This window comes from Marinobacter sp. OP 3.4 (genome assembly GCF_036224885.1).
GTDB lineage: Bacteria > Pseudomonadota > Gammaproteobacteria > Pseudomonadales > Oleiphilaceae > Marinobacter.
Map to the genome: position 1 here is coordinate 104,103 of NZ_JAVVLT010000113.1, position 17,545 is coordinate 121,647.

Sequence of the window (17,545 nt, forward strand, 5' to 3'; positions counted from 1 at the left end):
CCGCTTCCAGGGGCGATCATCGTGAAACTGTCCCGTTTCCTGCCGGTACTGACGTGGCTGCCCTGTTATAACCGTGCCTTCCTGGCCCGTGACCTGCTGGCGGCGGTGATTGTCACCGTCATGCTGATTCCCCAATCCCTGGCCTATGCCATGCTGGCGGGTCTGCCACCGCAGATGGGGCTTTATGCCAGTATCCTGCCGCTGGTGTTGTACGCCGTGTTCGGCTCCAGCCGGACCCTGTCAGTGGGACCGGTGGCGATAACCGCGCTGATGGCTGCCGCCGCCCTGGGGCAACTGTTCGAGCCGGGATCGGCGGATATGGTTGGTGGCGCTATCCTGTTGACCGCCATGACCGGGCTGATGCTCCTGGTCATGGGCGTATGTCGCCTCGGATTCCTGGCCAATTTCCTCAGTCATCCGGTGATCTCCGGGTTTATTACCGCCTCCGGACTGGTGATCGTGGCGAGTCAGTTGGGGCCCGTGCTGGGTATACAGGCCGGCGGCCAGAACCTCTACGAGGTGGCGATGGCGCTGGTCCGGCACCGGGACGAACTCCACGGGCTGACGCTGGCCATCGGTGGCGGTGTGCTGCTGGCTTTGCTGGCCGCCCGTAGGTACCTGAAGCCGTTGCTGACGGGGCTGGGCGTGGGTTCCAGGCTTGCGGACAACCTTGCCAGGATCGCCCCCGTGCTTGCTGTGGCGGTGACCACAGCCGTCACCTGGGCCCTGGGGCTGGACAGGGCCGGGGTGGCGGTGGTGGGCGACGTGCCGTCGGGCCTGCCGGAACTGGTCATGCCGGCCGCCGATCTGTCCCTGTGGCGACAGCTGGCGATCAGTGCCGTGCTGATCAGCATTGTGAGCTTTGTGGAGTCCGTGTCCATTGCGCAGACCCAGGCGGCCAGGCGGCGAGAGCGTATCGATCCCGACCAGGAGCTGGTGGGCCTGGGGGCGTCGAACCTGGTCTCGGGGATGTCCGGAGGCATGCCCGTGGCCGGGAGCTTTTCCCGGTCGGCGGTGAACGTGGACGCCGGTGCCGAGACGCCCGCCGCTGGGGCCCTGGCGGCCCTTGGCGTGGCACTGGCCACGGTGTTCCTGACCCCGGCCATTGCCCTGTTACCGGTGGCCACCCTGGCGGCCACCATTATCGTGTCGGTGTTGTCGCTGATCGATCTGCCGGCGCTGGTGCGGACCTGGCGATACTCCCGGGCGGATTTCGTGGCCATGCTGGCGACGATCTCGCTGACCCTGGGCTATAGCGTGGAGGCCGGTATCCTGGCGGGGGTGGGGCTGTCTATCGGGTTGTTCCTGTACCGCACCAGTCGGCCCCACAGCGCCGTGGTCGGTCGGGTGCCGGGGACCGAGCATTTCCGCAATGTGCGCCGCCACCAGGTGGAAACCCGTGCCCATTTGGCCATGTTGCGGGTGGACGAGAGCCTCTATTTCGCCAATGCCCGCTTCCTGGAAGACCGGGTCCTGGAGCTGGTCAGCAGCCAGCCCGAGCTGACCGATATCGTGCTGGTATGCCCGGCGGTAAACCTGATCGACGCCTCCGCGCTGGAGAGCCTGGAGGCCATCAATGAACGCCTTGAGGCCGGTGGTGTGCGTTTTCACCTGTCGGAAGTCAAGGGCCCGGTGATGGACCGGCTGGAGGGGACACGCTTCCTGGAGCGTCTGACCGGGCACATCTACCTGACCAGCTACCAGGCCTGGCAGGCCCTCGGGGCTGGCTCACGGATGGCCGCCCAGGAGCCGCTGACGGGTGATGTCTGCAAGAATGCGTAACGGTACCTCCTCGCATTCCATGACTTCTACGCACTCCCGGATGGCGACCGCAGGCAGGTCGTCCGGCAGCAGGCAGTCGATGGTCCGTTGCTGGGTGTGCTGTTCCAGCCAGCCCGGATTCCAGAGGCAGTCCCGTTCACCGGGGAACAGGGCAACATAGGCGATACCGGTTTCCACCAGATCCTGGAAGAAGTGGGAACCATAGGACAGGTCCGGCACCATGCCGTTGCCCATGTCGGCGATTTCCGCCAGCACCGACACCCGGCTGATGTCCGCAAACCCCACCGGTACCCCTAACTCCGGGCTGCTGGTGCCCCACCGCCCGGGACCGGCCAGCATCAGGTTGAAACGCTCCGGGGTCTGCCGGGCCAGCCGCCCCACCAGGGTGGCAACCTGGTACTTGCCGTGGACATCCAGGGCGCTATAGGCCTCGGCGTTTACCTGGATGATCCGGTGGATGGCGAGGTTGATATTGCCCCCCATGAAGTGCCCCCGGGTAGCCATCAACAGCCGGTGCGGGTCGGGCTGGGGTGGCAGGGATACCGGACTGGCGTCGCCGATGGTGGCCAGGGGCCGGCACTGCACCAGATTGATCCGGGGGCTCTCACCCGCCCCGCCCAGGTGGATGGTGAACTCCACGTCAACCGGGTGGGCATAGGCTGCCTCCAGGGTGGACAGCATCCGGCTCGCCAATCGGATCACCTCGCCCTGGCGGATCAACGGTCGGAAGGTCAGGCGCCACACGGGGTGATCCAGCCCCAGTTCCCGGGCCCGCTCCGAGGCCGCCCGGTCAGTTTCCCCCAGGCTGGTCAGGGGCAGGTCCGGCGCTTCCCGGGCCAGGGTGGTCAGGTCGGTGGTGGTGAGGCCCGGGCCGTTTACGTCCAGGCTGTCCACCAGGTGCTGGCTGAACCGGTAGTTTTCCTCAAGACTGCGAAAGGGTTGTTTGAGGGGCTGATCCAGGGCGATAACCCAGGCGTGGTCCCCCTCGATCCGGTCGACGGCGCGGGTACCCAGGCCCATCACCAGCCGAAGCATACCCGCCTTGGGGTCCATCTCCGGGGCCCAGACAAAGGTATTGCGGGATACGCCGACGGCCGCGGCATCCGGCAGGTACCAATGGTCATGAAAGCGTCCATTGACCCGCTGGATCAGCAGGGCCATGGGCTCCTCCTGCTCTTCCAGGCCACGGCTGCGTCGGTAGCTGAGGGCGTCATCGCTCATGGTGGAGGCGTAGACCTGGCGGATGGCATTTTCCAACGCCTCCAGCCGGTGCTCCGGATCGCCCTGGTTGATCAGGAACACGCTCTCGTACTTGCCCGCAAAGGCATTGCCAAAGCCGTCTTCCAGCAGGCTGCTGGAGCGCACCAGAATCGGATACTGGCCGAAGTGGTCCAGGGTCCGGATCAGTTCCGGTCGCACCTCCGGCGGAAACTCGCCGGCCAGGATGGCGTCCCCCAATGCCGGCGCCTGCTCAAAGAAGCCTTCCCGGGTACGGTGTTCCATGACGGCGGGCCACAACCCGTTGTACACCAGGAAGGCGTACCACACGTCCGAGGCCATGAACATGGAATCGTGGGGGTCCAGGGCGGTGTGCCAGGTGTCCGGGTCGTCCTGCAACAGCATGGCACGGGCCAGTAGCATGCCCACCGCCTTGCCGCCGATAAAGCCACTGCCGATAGTGCGGTTGTGGATGGCGGTGAGATCATCGAGGGTCAGGTAGCGTTGTGCCAGGTCCAGCATACGGTGGTCACGGCTGATCAGCACCCGGAGGATGCGTCGAACCAGGGCGTGGCCGGTCTCGTCACGGGTCCGCCCGGCATGCTCTTCCGCCTCCAGGAACAGTCTGTCCCAGCCGTCCAGCAACTGCTGGGAGGCATGGGCCTGCTGTTCGATGGCCGCCTGCAGCCGGGTGGCACTGGAACTGTCGGTGACCGGTATGAAGTCCCCGTCGCGGTAACGGTGGGGCAGGAACATGGTGGGAGACTGCCGTTGCCAGACCTTCACCGGCTGCACCTGCATGTCGTCCTCGGCCCGGTACACGTCGATCATGACCTGGGTGGTGGCACGTATGCGGTCCAGAGTCTGGCGGGAGTGTCGTTGTGGCAGCAACGCGAACCAGGCGACGGTGTCCAGTTCATACAGCAAGGGGCAGATCACTCGGAAGAAATAGCCCACCATGGTGTCGGTGGCCCAGGCGTTGAGCAGGTCACTGAGACAGTCGCACACGTAGAAGGCACCGCGGCCCCAGGTTTCCACCAGTTCCCAGATGCGGGCGGTGAAGGACTCGAAGCCGTCCCGGGCGTCCACTTCGATAACGCGGATGCCCGGGCCGGCAGCCAGCAGCGGTGGGTGCTGACCAAAGCGCAGGTAGATGATCTGGCGGCCAGCGTCGGTGGCTGACGCCACGAAAGGGGTGACAAAGCGCCGGTAATCCTCCAGGTCGGTCACCCGCCAGACCACATTGTCACCGATCCGCAGTCCGTCCAGTACCTGGTCAAGACCCGGGACACCGGTGGATACCGCCGGGTCGGGCCCGGCGTCGGTGACAGTGGTCATGATCAGATCAGACCCATGGCATCCATGGCCCGGGCCACCTTGATGAAGCCGGTAATGTTCGCACCCAGTACATAATTGTCCGGGGAGCCGAACTCTCCGGCGGTTTCGAAGCAGCTCTTGTGGATGTTGATCATGATCTCCTCCAGGCGCTTCTCAGTGTAGTCGAAGGTCCATGAATCGCGACTGGCGTTCTGCTGCATTTCCAGTGCGCTGGTGGCGACACCGCCGGCATTGGCGGCCTTGCCGGGCCCGTAGGACAGCTTTGCCTCCTGGAAGATCTGAATGCCCTCCGGGGTGGTGGGCATGTTGGCACCCTCCGCCACGGCGATGCAGCCGTTCTCCACCAGGGTCTTCGCATCGGAGCCGTTGAGTTCGTTCTGGGTGGCGCAGGGCAGGGCCACATCACAGGGAACGCTCCAGATGTTGCCATTCTCCACATACCTGGCGTGTTTGTGGGCTTCCACATAGGCACTGATGCGGCGGCGTTCCACTTCCTTGAGGCGCTTGACGGTATCCAGGTCGATACCCTGCTCGTCCACGATGATACCGCCGGAGTCGGAGCAGGCGATGACTTTCGCACCCAGCTGGTGGGCTTTCTCGATGGCGTAGATGGCTACGTTGCCGGAGCCGGACACCACCACCGTCTTGCCGTCCAGGGAGTCCCCCCTGGCCCGGAGCATTTCCTGGGTAAAGAACACGGTGCCGAAACCGGTGGCCTCGGTACGGGCACGACTGCCACCCCAGTCCAGGCCCTTGCCGGTCAGTACGCCGGACTCATAGCGGTTGGTGATGCGCTTGTACTGACCGAACAGGTAGCCGATCTCGCGGCCCCCCACACCGATGTCGCCAGCGGGCACATCCGTGTATTCCCCAAGGTGGCGGTACAGCTCGGTCATCAGGCTCTGGCAGAAGCGCATGATTTCGTCATCGGATTTGCCCTTGGGGTCGAAGTCGCTGCCGCCCTTGCCGCCGCCGATGGGCAGGCCGGTGAGCGCGTTTTTGAAGATCTGCTCAAAGCCCAGGAACTTGATGATGCCCAGGTAGACGGAGGGGTGGAACCGCATGCCCCCCTTGTAAGGCCCCAGGGCACTGTTGAACTCCACCCGAAAGGCCCGGTTGATGTGGATCTCGCCCTGGTCGTCCTGCCAGGGCACGCGGAAAATAATCTGGCGCTCCGGCTCACAGATACGCTGGATGATCTTTCTCTCCACGAACTCCGGGTATTTCACCAGCACCGGGCCCAGTGTTTCCAGTACCTCGTGGACGGCTTGGTGGAATTCCGACTCACCGGGGTTCCGGTGCAGGACATCCTGGAAAATGGGTTCAAGCTTTTCGTCCAGGCGTGCAGCCATAGTTGTCTCCAGAAGTAAGCGACGATATGAATCTTTGGGACAGTGATTGCACCACGGCAGTGCAATATAAGCAATTGGCGTCGTCAGGATTATTCGTCACTTCACCTGCCGATGCACTCGTGGCAAGCTGTTGGCCCCTGTCAAAGCAACCCGTCCATCACTCCTGTCACTGCGGATGAACTGCCTATGGGCCTGACTGACAATCTGTTCCCCGGATGGCTGCTGGTGATAACCGGCGTGCTGTTTGCGGGCATTCTGATCAGGGCCATCCGGCAGACCGACTGGACAGCGCTGAGGGCGAACCAGCGCCTGCAGCACAGCCTGTTCGGTGCCGCCGTGGTGCTGGGGTTCCTGTGGCAGTTGCGGGCGGGGCTGTCACCGGGGTTGAGCATCCACATCTTCGGCATGACCGCCGTCACCCTGATGCTGGGCTGGCGCCTGGCGGTCTTCTCCGGCCTGCTGGCGCTGGTGATCGTGGTGATCACCGGGCGGGAGCCGCCGGGCCTGTTCGCCATCAACGGCCTGATCACGGTGATGGTGCCGGCCCTGGTCACCCACGCCATCATGCGCTGGGAGCGGTGGGTGAACTTCCGTAACTTCTTTGCCTATATCTTCTTCTGTGGTTTCTTCGGCGCCGGTGCCTCGGTGGCCGCTGCGGGGCTGACCATGGTGGCACTGCTGTGGCTCACCGGCGTCTATGACTGGTACCACCTGGTCCACGATTACCTGCGCTACCTGCCACTGTTCATCCTGCCGGAGGGTTTCGTCAACGGCGCCGTGGTGACCGGGCTGATGGTATTCCACCCGGAGATGCTGACCACCCTGGACGAACGACGGTATCGGTAGTCAACGGGAGCGCTTCCGTCCTGCCTTACTCCCGCCAGCGGGAATGCTTGCCCAGCTTGCGCTGCAGGGTGCGTCGGTGCATGTTGAGGGCCCGGGCGGTGGCGGAGATGTTGCCGTCATGTTCGGTCAGCACCCGCTGGATGTGCTCCCACTCCAGTTCCTCCACCGATGGCGGCTGGCGCCGTAGCGACGGTTCCTGACGTTCCGGCTGGAAGCCCTCGATGATCTGGTCCACCGTAACCGGTTTGCACAGGTAGTTCACTGCCCCCTTGCGCATGGCTTCCACCGCCGTGGCGATGCTGCCGTAGCCGGTGAGGATCAGTACCTCCAGCCCTGGCCTTACCGCCAGCAGTTCCGGGAGCAGTTGCAGCCCGCTTTCGCCGGCCAGATTCAGGTCCAGCACGCACCGGCTTGCCCAGCTTTGGACCAGCCGTTCCAGGGCCTGTTCGGGGGTGATGGCGACCTCGGTGCCGATGCCCCGGCGTCCCAGGGACCGGGCCAGGGTGTGGGCAAAGGTCTCGTCATCGTCCACCAGTAACCAGCAGGGCTCAGTCATGGGCAGGCTCCGGATGCCGGGCGGGAAGGTCGATGGTCATGGTGGTGCCACGGTCTTCGCCGTTGGTGCGGGCCTCGGCGCTGAGTTGTCCGCCCAGCCGCTGGATGGTGGCGTTGGAAAGGAACAGGCCCACGCCCAGGCCCTGCTCGGATGCCACCGGCTGCTGTCCGGGCAGGGTATCGCCGATGCCGCTGCCCTGGTCCACAATCCGCAAGCGGGCCCGACCGGCGTCGTCGTCCGCTCCCACCGTCACGCCCTGGGGGCTGGCCCGCAGGGCATTGGCCAGCAGGTTGAGGATGGCCTGGTCCAGGGTGGCATCCACCTGCACGGTCAGCTCCGGTGGCGTCTTCGGCCAGCGGATGGGGGCATCCGGCCATAGCAGGGTGGCGGACTCCCGCAGCCGGTGCAGCCACTGGCCGAGGGTGATGGTCTCGGTGGCGGCCTCGCGACACTGGATCGCCGCCTCGGTCATGGTCTGGAGCTGGCTGCGGCAGAGCCCGATCTGTTGTTCCAGCAGTTCCAGGTCGTCCCGGAAGGGGCGGGCGTCGGGCAGGGTCTTCAGGTCATCCACCACCAGGGTCATGGTGTTCAGGGGCGTGCCCAGGCGGTGGGCGACATTGGCGGCGGACAGACCCAGGGCGATGATCTGTTCATCCCGCAGGCGGTCTTCACGGCTCTGGGACAGGGCCCGTTGCTGCTCCCGCAGGCGACCGGCCAGGGAGCCGACCACCACCAGCATGATGGTGGCGGTCAGGGCAAAGGTCCCCCACATGCCCATCAGGTGCAGGTGCATGTAATCGTTGCGGGAGAGACCGGAGGGCGGCGGCGCGGGAAACAGGATCAGCAGCGTGTAGAGGCCGATGGCCAGCAGGGTGATCACCAGGTTCTGCCGCAGCGGGACCAGCACCAGCCCGGTCACCAGTGGCAGCAACAGCAGGGAAACCAGCGGATTGGCAAAGCCGCCGGTCAGGGCCAGCCAGATGCCGAGGGCCACCATATCCGCGCCCAGGGAAAAGCTGACCGGCAGCGGACGACCGGGCGGGTGCCAGGTCAGCCACAGCCAGCTTGCGGCGGCAAACAGGGCATGGGCCAGGGTGACCAGCAGTGGAGCGGGGCCGGCCAGGGACGGTGCCAGGAACGACAGTGCCACCAGCGCCAGCCATTCCATGCTGACAATGGACAGCCGCATCAGCAGCAGGTAGCGGGCAGACTGGCGGAAGCCCACCTGGGAAATGGTATGCAGTTTCATGGGGGGATTATATCGCCATTGCCGGTCAGTGGGCCGCGACATTCTGTCCCATTCCGGGCGGCGGAGGGAACCCTATACTGGGGGTTCTGGCGGTTGCCTGTCTCCATGGCAGGCAGGCACCCTTGCGGCCCCGGGCGGATTTCCGCGGCGGGGTCATTTTTATGACCGGCGTCAAATCCCGGAGAGCGGGTAAGCCATTATCCTGAACTATACTGTGCGCTTTGCGGACCAAGTACGTTCGCCGCCTGGATGTATCACGCCATGATCAGACGCCTCATACCCATCTTCGTCATTGTTGCCGGCATTGCCGTATTCCAGATCCTCCGCATGACCGCCCCCGAACCGGAACCGGTGGGCGAGACCGAGCGGGCCTGGCCGGTGCGGGTGATGAGCGCCAACCCCGGCGAACTGCGGCCAGCCATGCCGCTGTATGGCGAAGTTGCCGCCCCCGACCTGATGACGATCACCGCATCGGTGTCCGGGCGCATTGCCCGGCGTCCGGTGGGCGAAGGTGAATCCGTCAGCAAGGGGCATCTGCTGGTGGCCCTCGATCCGGCCGACGTGCAACCACAACTGGCCCAGGCCCGTGCCGAGGTGGCGGATCTGGAAGCCCAGATCCGCAGCGAACGCATTCGTGCCGAAACCGATCGCAAGGCCCTGGCCCGGGAGCAGGCGGTCAGGGACAGCGCCCGCCGGCAACTGGAGCGTACCCGGTCGCTACAGGGCAACAGGCTGGCTTCCCAGCGGGAGGTGGACAATGCACGGGACGCCCTTGAGCAGGCGGAACTGTCGGTGACCCTGCGAGAGCAAAGCCTGGCGGAACACCCGGCCACCCTGCAAAGCCTGCAGGCCCGGCTGGAAAGGGCCGAGGCGGCACTGGCGGCGACCCAGCGGGACACCGACCGGGCCAGTGCCACGGCACCATTCAGTGGCGTTGTGTCACGGGTGGAGGTGGCCGTGGGTGATCGGGTCAGCGCCGGCGCGCCACTGCTGTCCCTCTATCGCCCCGGCGGTCTGGAAATCCGGGCCCGTATCCCTTCGCGGTTCGCCCGGGCACTGGAAACCGAACTGGCGCGGGGGCGACCGGTGGAAGCGGATTCGGAAGATGGCCGATATCAGCTGAGACTGGTCCGCTTTGCTGGCGAGAGCGATCCCCGGGGGCCGCTGGGAATCTTCAGAGTAACTGGTGGGCCTCCCGGCCTGCGCCCCGGCGACATGATGCCACTGGTGGTGTTCCGACCTCCCCTGGAAAACGTGGTGCCAGTGCCCTACAGCGCCCTCTACGGCAGCGACAGCCTGTATGTGATGACCGCAGAGCAGCGCATGCGCAGGCTGGACGTCGAGCGCGTGGGAGACCTGTTGAGGGAGGACGGCGACTATGACGCCATCGTTCGCAGTGACCAACTCAACGAGGGTGACCGGATCATCATCACCCATCTGCCCAACGCCATCGAAGGGCTGAAGGTTTCGGTGGCCCAGGCGCCGGGAGCGCTGGCCGAATGACGGAGCGTCAGAGGGGCGTGCTCGGATTCTTCGTGCATCACCGGGTGGCCGCCAACCTGGTGATGATCGTGATGCTGCTGGCGGGTGTGCTGGCCGTCAATCGCATGAACATCCAGTTCTTCCCCACCTTCGAGCTGGACATCGTGAGTGTCAGCGTGGTGTGGAGCGGGGCGTCCGCGGAGGACGTGGAGCAGGCCATCACCGATCCCCTGGAGCAGCGTTTCCGCAGTATCAATGGCCTCAAGAAAATGACCTCCACCTCGGCCCAGGGTGTTGCCAGCATTACCCTGGAGTTCCGGGAGGGCACCGAACCCATTCAGGCGGTGGACGATGTGCGCCAGCAGGTGGCGGAGTTCAGCAACCTGCCGGCGGACGCGGAAACGCCCCGGGTAGCCCGGGTAGGGCGCTACGAGCCGGTGGCCCGGCTACTGATCTATGGCGACCTGTCTCCGGATGAGCTGCGCCGGTTGGCCTACCGCTATGAGGACGAGTTGCTGCGCGCTGGCATCGACCGGGTGGAGATCCGTGGCCTGCCGGAACTGCAGATGAGCATCGACGTGCCGGTGGAACGATTGCAGGCCCTGGGGTTGTCGCTGGACGACATTGCCGATCGGGTACAGGCGCTGTCCCGGGACCTGCCCGCGGGCCTCATGGGGCAGCAGGACTCCACCCGTGAGCTGCGGGCCACCGGCCAGGGACGCAGTCCCGAGGATTTTGCCGACCTGTCGGTGGTGGCCGACAACCGTGAGCGTATCCGGCTGGGGGACGTTGCCATCATCCGCCAGGAGCCCCGGGACCAGCAGGTGACCCTGACCCGTGACGGCATGCCGGCGGTGGAGCTGCAACTGCTGCGGGCGGAGCAGGGCCATTCGCTGCACGCGGCCGAGTCCCTGGCGCATTGGCTGGAGAACGTTCGGCCCACGCTACCACCCACCGTGGAGCTGGATGTCTACGACGAAACCTGGAGCCTGATCGACCAGCGTATCTCGCTGCTCATCAGCAATGGCCTGGGCGGTCTGCTGCTGGTACTGGTGTTGCTGTACCTGTTCCTGCCCGGTCGCGTGGCCTTCTGGGTGGCGGTCGGTATTCCCACGGCATTCCTGGCGGCCCTGGGCGTGCTGTGGCTGCTGGGTGGCTCCATCAACATGATCTCCCTGTTTGCCCTGATCATGGCCCTGGGCGTGATCGTCGACGATGCCATCGTGGTGGGGGAGGATGCCGACGCCCACGCCCGGCTGGGGGAGGACTCCCTGTACGCGTCCGAGGGGGCCGCGAAACGAATGCTATGGCCGGTGGTGGCGTCGTCCCTGACCACGGTGGCGGCGTTCCTGCCCCTGCTGGTGGTGAGCGGCGTCATCGGCAATATACTCGGGGATATTCCCATTGTGATGATCTGTGTGCTGGTGGCGTCGTTGCTGGAATGTTTCATTGTGCTGCCAGCCCACCTGCGCCACGCCTTCGTGCCGGGGCGAAAGCCGGCTCGTCTGGCACGGCTGGACCGTTTCCGCAGAGGCTTCGAGGCGCGTTTCGAGGATTTCCGGCAGGGCCCCTGCCGGCGCCTGTCCCGATGGACCCTGGCCAACCGGGCCGTGGTGCTGGCGGCGATGTTCGCGCTCACCGCTGGTACCTACGGACTGTGGAAGGGGGACCGCATCGGGTTCAGTTTTTTCCCCACTCCGGAACCCAGCGTGCTCTACGCCAACGCCAACTTCGTGGCGGGTACGGACCAGGGCTCGGTGAACCGATTTCTCGATCACCTGGAGAGGACCCTGAATGACACCAACCAGTCCCTGGGGGGCGGGCTGATCCTCCATGCGGTCACCACCCATGGCAGTTCCCAGGCCAGTGACGGCTCCGCCCGCAGCGGCGATGATGTGGGCGCGGTGATGGTGGAACTGGCAGACCCGGACGACCGTGACGTGCGCAATGCCGAGTTTATCCGGGCCTGGCGGGAGCGCATCGTGATTCCCGCTGGTATGGAAAATCTCACCATCACCGAGCGTCAGACCGGCCCGCCGGGGCGGGATGTGAACGTGCGTCTGACCGGCGCCGACACCGTCAACCTGAAGCGGGCGGCGGAGTCCCTGGCCGCATCCATGCGTTCGCTGCCCGGGGTCATGGACGCGGAGGATGACCTGCCCTGGGGCCGGGAACAGCTCATCTACCAGGTGTCGCCCCGGGGGGAAAGCCTGGGCCTGACCACTGTTGAGGTGGGGCGTCAGTTGCGGGCGGCTTTTGATGGTCGGGTGGTGCAGATCTACCAGGATGACCGGGACGAGATCGAGGTTCGCGTCCAGCTTCCCCGTGAGCAGCGGGAGCGCATCAGCACCCTGGCCCGGCTGACCATTCGCCTGCCGGATGGCCGTTTTGTGCCCCTGGAACAGGTGATCACCCTGACGCCCCGGCAGGGCTTTGATGCCCTGCGCCATGCGGACGGACAACTGGCGGTGGAGGTAACGGCGCAGTTGGATCCGGCGCAAACCACCGGGGGCCAGGTGCTGGCGTCACTGAGCCGCGACACCCTGCCGGAGTTGGCCGATACCTGGGGCATCCGCTACAGCTTCGAGGGCCGCTCCGCCGACCAGCGGCAGACACTGGGCGATATGAAGACCGGTGCCATTGCCGGTGTCGCCCTGATGTACGTGGTACTGGTCTGGGTGTTCTCGTCCTGGAGTACGCCGGTGATCGTCATGTCCATTATTCCCTTTGCCCTGATCGGTGCCGTACTGGGGCATTGGCTGATGGGGCTGGAACTGACGGTGCTGTCCCTGTTCGGCCTGTTCGGTCTCTCCGGTATCGTGGTGAACAACGCGATTATCCTGGTGTCCTTCTACCAGGCGGAGCGTCGCAATGGCCGGACCGTCAACGACGCGCTGAACGAGGCTGTCGTGCAAAGGGTGCGGGCGGTTATACTGACTTCCCTGACGACCATTGGCGGCCTGTTGCCGTTGATGTTCGAGACGTCCCTGCAGGCCCAGTTCCTGATTCCCATGGCGACGTCCATCACCTTTGGCCTGGCATTGGCCACCTTCCTGGTGTTGCTGGTCATCCCGGTGCTGCTGTCACTGCTGGAGCAGTACCACGAACGGACGAGTGTGAAAGGAGAGTAGCCTTGAAGATTGTGGCGTTCCATAACCTGAAAGGCGGCGTAGGGAAGACGGCCGCGGCCTCCAACATCGCCGCCCTGGCCGCAGAAGAGGGGATCCCCACCCTGTTGTGGGACCTGGATCCGCAAGGCGCGGTGAGCTGGTATTTTGGTAACACCGGCGCCAGCGCCCGGGTGCCCAAGGCGGGCAGGCTGGTGAAGGGCAAGACCCCCATTGGCAAGACCATCGTACCCACCGGCATTGATAACCTGGACCTGATTCCGGCGGATGTCAGCTTCCGCAATATCGACCTGCAGCTTGAAAAGCACGGCGACAACAAAACGCTGGCTGACTGGCTGGAGCCGCTGGGGGAGGATTACGGGCTGGTGGTACTGGACTGCCCGCCGTCGCTGTCACGGCTGGCGGAGCAGGTGTTCCGGGTCTCCGATCGGGTGCTGGTGCCGCTGGTGCCCACCTGGCTGTCCCTCAATAGCTGGCATCAGATGCAGGAATTCATCGCCGACAAGAAACTGGACAGCAGCAGGTTCCATCCATTCTGGACCATGGCCGACCGGCGCAAGAACCTGCACCGGCAGCTGCTGCAGTCACCACCCCAGGAACTGACCGGACTGATGCCTGGCTATATTCCCTATGCCAGTGATGTGGAGCGGATGGGGGAGAAACGCCAGCCGGTGCACTGGTTCGCGCCACGGTCCACAGCGGCGTTGTCCTACCGCCTGCTGTGGCGAGGTCTCAGCAAGGGCAAGCGATCCCTGAAACTGTAGCGCCTACACGAGAGGCGAGGGTGCTCCCGCAGGCCCATGGGTAACCGGGGCAGGTACGACCTGGTTACGACCCTGGTCCTTGGCCTGGTAAAGCCGTTGGTCGGCAGCGGCCAGCAGGTCCTGGAGGGAGTTTCCATCCACGCCCAGCTCTGCCACGCCAATGCTCATGGTCAGGGAAATCGGCTGACCATCACTCTGCAGGTCCGCCTCCGACAGGGCCCGCCTCAGGTCCTCGGCCACCTGGATGGCGGTACTGGTGGCCGTATTCACGAGGATAATGCCGAACTCTTCGCCACCCAGGCGCCCGGCCAGGTCGGTCGCCCGTAGCCGGTGCTTGAGCAGGTCGGCAAAGAAGACCAGGGCCCGGTCACCGGCTTCGTGACCGAAGCGGTCATTCACCTCCTTGAAGTGGTCCAGGTCGACAATCAGCAGCGACAGGGGCTGCTGTTCACGGCCGGCACGACTGCGTTCACGTTCGAAGAAGACCTTGATCCGCGAGCGGTTGGGCAGGCCGGTGAGGAAGTCGGTCTGGGCCATCTTCAGGAGTTGTATCTCGCTACGCTCCCGGCTGACCTCGTAGACATGGGAAAACACCGTGATGCAGGCGGTGAGGACGACCATGTTGGCCACGGAGCGTGGATCCATGACCACGGTATCGGCATGAAAGCGATTCAGGAAAATGACCAGGGCCAATCCGATAAAGAACAGCGACACCCCCAGGCCCAGGCGCCGACCAAGTAACAGGTGGCCCACCAGTGGTATCAGAAGCACCCACCCGAAGACAGTCACACTGGCTTTCGGGGTGGCAAGGGCCACCATCATGGCAATGAAGAACGGGAAGATATAGGCCAGGATCCACCGTTCCAGCTGCCGGGGCTTGCGGACCGAATACAGCAGGAACGCCGAGTACAGACTCATGCCCCATTCGACCCAGGTGATCACCCAGGCCCCTTTCATGGCATTGAGGATACCGAACAGGATGCCCGCGACAATGGTGATCCACAGCAGTGCTACCAGCACTGCCTTGCGATGTGGTCGGGCGAGTTGGGTCAGTGTGTCGGGGTGGGCGTCCATACGTGCAATCCTGATAAGTCCCTGGGGCCACATGAATGCCGGAGGCATCCTGACTTCATTGTTCGTGGAGTGGTTGGCCCGGTGAGAATTGGATCACAAAATGACTGTCGTTAAAATAGGCAGTGCGTCTATTTTCCCAACAATTCCCCGACACCCTGCAGGTTTTCCACGTGGTTGCAGAGGGTCTTGGTCATCATCAGCAACGGTGTGGCCAGAATCAGCCCTACCGGCCCCCACAACCAGCCCCAGAACAGTAGGCCGATAAAAATGACCACGGCATTCAGGCTGGATACCCGGGCCGTGAGCCAGGGGGTCAGCAGGTAGCCCTGGATGCTGGTGATAATGAGCGAGGCGCCAGCCACCAGAATCGCCATGTCCAGGGACCCGAACTGGATAAAGGCGGCGGCGCCGGAGCCCACCAGCACCAGGAAGGGGCCCAGGTAGGGCACGGCGCTGGCCACGCCGGCCATGACGCCCCACAGAATCGACTGTTCAACCCCGAGCAGCAGGAACGCCAGCCAGGTGAGTATCCCAACGAACACGGCGCCCAGGAACATGACGAAGATGAAGCGTCGCATCTGGCTGTGGAACTCCTTCAGCATGCGGGCGGCCTTGCGCATGCCGTGGAAGCCTGGACCGGACAGGCGCACGATCTTGCGCTTGTAAAGGGTGCCGGTGGCCAGTACGAAGTACACCAGGAACAGCACCGACACCAGTTGGCTGACCAGCACGATGCCGCCGGAAGCACGGTTCATCAGGTAATCACGGATGCTGAAGGGTTCTTCGACAACGCGCACCCGGGTGGCCCGGACCTGGTTATCCTGATCCTTTTCCGCCGCGCTTTCCTCAATTTTCTTGGCCGCTTCCTGGGCCTTTTCCATCAGGCTCTCGGACCGGGGAGCGCTGGCATTCTGACGTTCGAACTCCTGAAGCGCCGGGGGAATGCGCTCCAGCATTTTCATGGCTTCGCCATGCAGGGGCATGGCAGCCAGAGCCAGGATGGCGATCAGACAACTGAGTACCAGAGCGGCGCTGATGGGGCGGGGTATATGCAGCCGGTCCACCGCGCTGACCAACGGGTCCAGGGCATAGCTGGTCAGTATACCGGCGGCCAGTGGCATCAGGATTGCCTGGGCCCAGTCCAGGAACACAATGAATCCCATGCCGGCGATGACAATGGGTGCGATGTAACGGAAGTTGATGGGGTTGGCGGCAACCGATGAACCACGCTGGCTGTCGCCGGAGGGTGGGGTACTGTCTTGGCGACTGCTCATTCCGTTCCTGCTCCCGTGGATGGCCAATGACGACATCATCGCAACCAGATGCGGCGGGGTACAGAAACCTGATGATGGATTAATGGTTTGGTAAGGATTGGTGGCTGCCGGCCGCCCGGGGGCGGCCGGCAGGGTGCGATCCGGTAGCGGTTGCCTCCGGACCCTGTTTGCAAAGGCGGGTTACAGGACTTCGAACAGGCCTGCCGCACCCATGCCGCCGCCGACACACATGGTGACGACCACGTACTTCACGCCACGGCGCTTACCTTCCAGCAGGGCGTGACCCACCATGCGGGCGCCGCTCATGCCGTAGGGGTGGCCGATGGAGATGGCGCCGCCGTTGACGTTCAGGCGGTCGTTGGGGATGCCCAGCTTGTCGCGGCAGTACAGCACCTGTACGGCGAAGGCTTCGTTGAGTTCCCACAGGCCGATGTCGTCGATTTTCAGGCCGTGCTGTTTGAGCAGTTTGGGGATGGCGTAGACCGGGCCGATGCCCATTTCCTCGGGCTTGAGGCCGGCGACGGCCATGCCACGGTAGGCGCCCAGTGGCTGCAGGCCGCGCTGTTCGGCAAGCTTGGAGTCCATCAGTACGCAGGCCGCAGCGCCGTCGGAGAGCTGGCTGGCGTTACCGGCGGTGATGCAGCCGCCTTCGATCACGGGGTTGAGTCCGGCCAGGCCTTCGAGTTGGGTGGACGGGCGGTTGCCTTCGTCCTTGTCGAGGGTGGCTTCCTCGTAGCTGACTTCCTTGGTTTCCTTGTCCATCACCGCCTTGGTGGTGGTGACCGGTACGATTTCGTCGTCGAACAGGCCTTTTTCCTGGGCGGCGGCGGTGCGTTGCTGGGACTGCAGGGAGTATTCGTCCTGGGCTTCACGGCTGATGCCGTAGACCTTGGCGACGTTCTCGGCGGTCTGGAGCATGGGCATGTAGGCGTGCTCGGCGTGTTTGATCACGTTCTCGTCACGCTCGGCGGCCATCCATTCGAAATTTTTCTGCTGGACGCGGGAGATTTGCTCCTGGCCGGCGCCAATGGCGACGTCCTGGCCGTCGAACATGATCTGTTTGGCGGCGGTGGCGATGGCCATCAGGCCGGAGGCGCACTGGCGGTCCATGGTCATGCCGCTGACCTGCTGGGGCAGGCCGGAGGCCAGGGCGGACAGGCGGCCCACGTTCATGCCGGCGGTACCGGCGGGCATGGCGGTGCCCATGATCAGGTCTTCGATTTCCGCCGGGTCGACCTTGGCGCGCTCTACTGCGGCCTTGATGGCGAAGGAGGCCATGGTGGGGGACTTGGTGTTGTTGAACAGGCCCTTGAACGCCTTGCCGATGGGCGTGCGGGCGGTGGATACGATGACGGCTTCTCTCATTTTGGGTTCCTCTTGGAAGCGTGTGCTTTGGGGGGCTGGCCGCCCGGTGGGTACACTTTCTCCGCCGCAATTCAGGGGCCGTCCCTGGCGCCCGCCTTGCTCCGCGCCATCCCTGGC

The 17,545-nt window shown here is 64.5% G+C and carries 12 protein-coding genes; 5 read left to right on the plus strand and 7 right to left on the minus strand.

Annotation, left to right across the window (positions count from 1 at the left end; translation table 11 throughout):
* Window positions 1-21: 21 nt before the first annotated feature.
* Window positions 22-1,782, plus strand: coding sequence for a SulP family inorganic anion transporter (locus RO069_RS19440; RefSeq protein ID WP_328189719.1), 1,761 nt, complete (start codon window positions 22-24; stop codon window positions 1,780-1,782).
* Here the strand turns inward: RO069_RS19440 and RO069_RS19445 are convergent.
* Both RO069_RS19445 and gdhA read right to left on the minus strand, forming a co-directional pair.
* On the minus strand, window positions 1,729-4,338 hold the full coding sequence (locus RO069_RS19445; protein ID WP_328189720.1) for a PEP/pyruvate-binding domain-containing protein: 2,610 nt from the start codon (window positions 4,336-4,338) through the stop codon (window positions 1,729-1,731). The two genes, RO069_RS19440 and RO069_RS19445, sit on opposite strands and share 54 nt — an antisense overlap.
* A 2-nt stretch (window positions 4,339-4,340) precedes the next feature.
* Complete coding sequence (gdhA, locus tag RO069_RS19450) at window positions 4,341-5,678, minus strand: NADP-specific glutamate dehydrogenase (protein ID WP_442915397.1); 1,338 nt, start codon at window positions 5,676-5,678, stop codon at window positions 4,341-4,343.
* 198 nt (window positions 5,679-5,876) lie between these two features.
* Between gdhA and RO069_RS19455 the strand changes: the two genes are divergently transcribed.
* On the plus strand, window positions 5,877-6,536 hold the full coding sequence (locus tag RO069_RS19455; protein WP_328189722.1) for an energy-coupling factor ABC transporter permease: 660 nt from the start codon (window positions 5,877-5,879) through the stop codon (window positions 6,534-6,536).
* A 25-nt stretch (window positions 6,537-6,561) separates the two neighbouring features.
* On the opposite strand, the gene RO069_RS19460 is transcribed toward RO069_RS19455, so the two are convergent.
* Together RO069_RS19460 and RO069_RS19465 are read right to left on the minus strand one after the other, a co-directional pair.
* Window positions 6,562-7,092 carry a response regulator transcription factor gene (locus tag RO069_RS19460; RefSeq protein WP_328189723.1) on the minus strand — a complete coding sequence of 177 codons (531 nt, stop codon included), beginning with the start codon at window positions 7,090-7,092 and terminating at the stop codon, window positions 6,562-6,564.
* Window positions 7,085-8,341 carry a sensor histidine kinase gene (locus RO069_RS19465; protein ID WP_328189724.1) on the minus strand — a complete coding sequence of 419 codons (1,257 nt, stop codon included), beginning with the start codon at window positions 8,339-8,341 and terminating at the stop codon, window positions 7,085-7,087. Before RO069_RS19465 ends, RO069_RS19460 begins: the two co-directional genes overlap by 8 nt.
* 261 nt (window positions 8,342-8,602) lie before the next feature.
* On the opposite strand from RO069_RS19465, the gene RO069_RS19470 reads away from it, so the two are divergent.
* From RO069_RS19470 to RO069_RS19480, 3 genes are read left to right on the plus strand one after another with little or no spacing between them, the layout of a single operon-like run.
* On the plus strand, window positions 8,603-9,844 hold the full coding sequence (locus tag RO069_RS19470) for an efflux RND transporter periplasmic adaptor subunit (protein ID WP_328189725.1): 1,242 nt from the start codon (window positions 8,603-8,605) through the stop codon (window positions 9,842-9,844).
* Window positions 9,841-12,954 carry an efflux RND transporter permease subunit gene (locus RO069_RS19475; protein WP_328189726.1) on the plus strand — a complete coding sequence of 1,038 codons (3,114 nt, stop codon included), beginning with the start codon at window positions 9,841-9,843 and terminating at the stop codon, window positions 12,952-12,954. Before RO069_RS19470 ends, RO069_RS19475 begins: the two co-directional genes overlap by 4 nt.
* 11 nt (window positions 12,955-12,965) lie before the next feature.
* Entirely contained in the window at window positions 12,966-13,715 is a 750-nt protein-coding gene (locus tag RO069_RS19480) for a ParA family protein (protein WP_328189732.1), read from the plus strand.
* A gap of 3 nt (window positions 13,716-13,718) precedes the next feature.
* Here RO069_RS19480 and RO069_RS19485 read toward each other — a convergent pair whose 3' ends face one another.
* The 3 genes from RO069_RS19485 to RO069_RS19495 form a co-directional block, all read right to left on the minus strand.
* Window positions 13,719-14,789, minus strand: coding sequence for a GGDEF domain-containing protein (locus RO069_RS19485; RefSeq protein ID WP_328189727.1), 1,071 nt, complete (start codon window positions 14,787-14,789; stop codon window positions 13,719-13,721).
* Window positions 14,790-14,917: 128 nt separating this feature from the next.
* Window positions 14,918-16,063 (minus strand): AI-2E family transporter, encoded by a 1,146-nt coding sequence (locus RO069_RS19490; RefSeq protein ID WP_328189728.1) that lies wholly within the window; start codon window positions 16,061-16,063, stop codon window positions 14,918-14,920.
* Window positions 16,064-16,243: 180 nt separating this feature from the next.
* Window positions 16,244-17,428, minus strand: coding sequence for an acetyl-CoA C-acyltransferase (locus RO069_RS19495; protein ID WP_328189729.1), 1,185 nt, complete (start codon window positions 17,426-17,428; stop codon window positions 16,244-16,246).
* Window positions 17,429-17,545 lie beyond the last annotated feature (117 nt).

What these genes read in the sequence shown, in the direction of transcription:
- RO069_RS19490 (WP_328189728.1), bottom strand. Translation starts at nt 16,063, where the DNA reads ATGAGCAGTCGCCAAGACAGTACCCCACCCTCCGGCGACAGCCAGCGT.
- RO069_RS19445 (WP_328189720.1), bottom strand. Translation starts at nt 4,338, where the DNA reads ATGACCACTGTCACCGACGCCGGGCCCGACCCGGCGGTATCCACCGGT.
- RO069_RS19465 (WP_328189724.1), bottom strand. Translation starts at nt 8,341, where the DNA reads ATGAAACTGCATACCATTTCCCAGGTGGGCTTCCGCCAGTCTGCCCGC.
- RO069_RS19455 (WP_328189722.1), top strand. Translation starts at nt 5,877, where the DNA reads ATGGGCCTGACTGACAATCTGTTCCCCGGATGGCTGCTGGTGATAACC.
- RO069_RS19485 (WP_328189727.1), bottom strand. Translation starts at nt 14,789, where the DNA reads ATGGACGCCCACCCCGACACACTGACCCAACTCGCCCGACCACATCGC.
- RO069_RS19470 (WP_328189725.1), top strand. Translation starts at nt 8,603, where the DNA reads ATGATCAGACGCCTCATACCCATCTTCGTCATTGTTGCCGGCATTGCC.
- RO069_RS19460 (WP_328189723.1), bottom strand. Translation starts at nt 7,092, where the DNA reads ATGACTGAGCCCTGCTGGTTACTGGTGGACGATGACGAGACCTTTGCC.
- RO069_RS19495 (WP_328189729.1), bottom strand. Translation starts at nt 17,428, where the DNA reads ATGAGAGAAGCCGTCATCGTATCCACCGCCCGCACGCCCATCGGCAAG.
- RO069_RS19475 (WP_328189726.1), top strand. Translation starts at nt 9,841, where the DNA reads ATGACGGAGCGTCAGAGGGGCGTGCTCGGATTCTTCGTGCATCACCGG.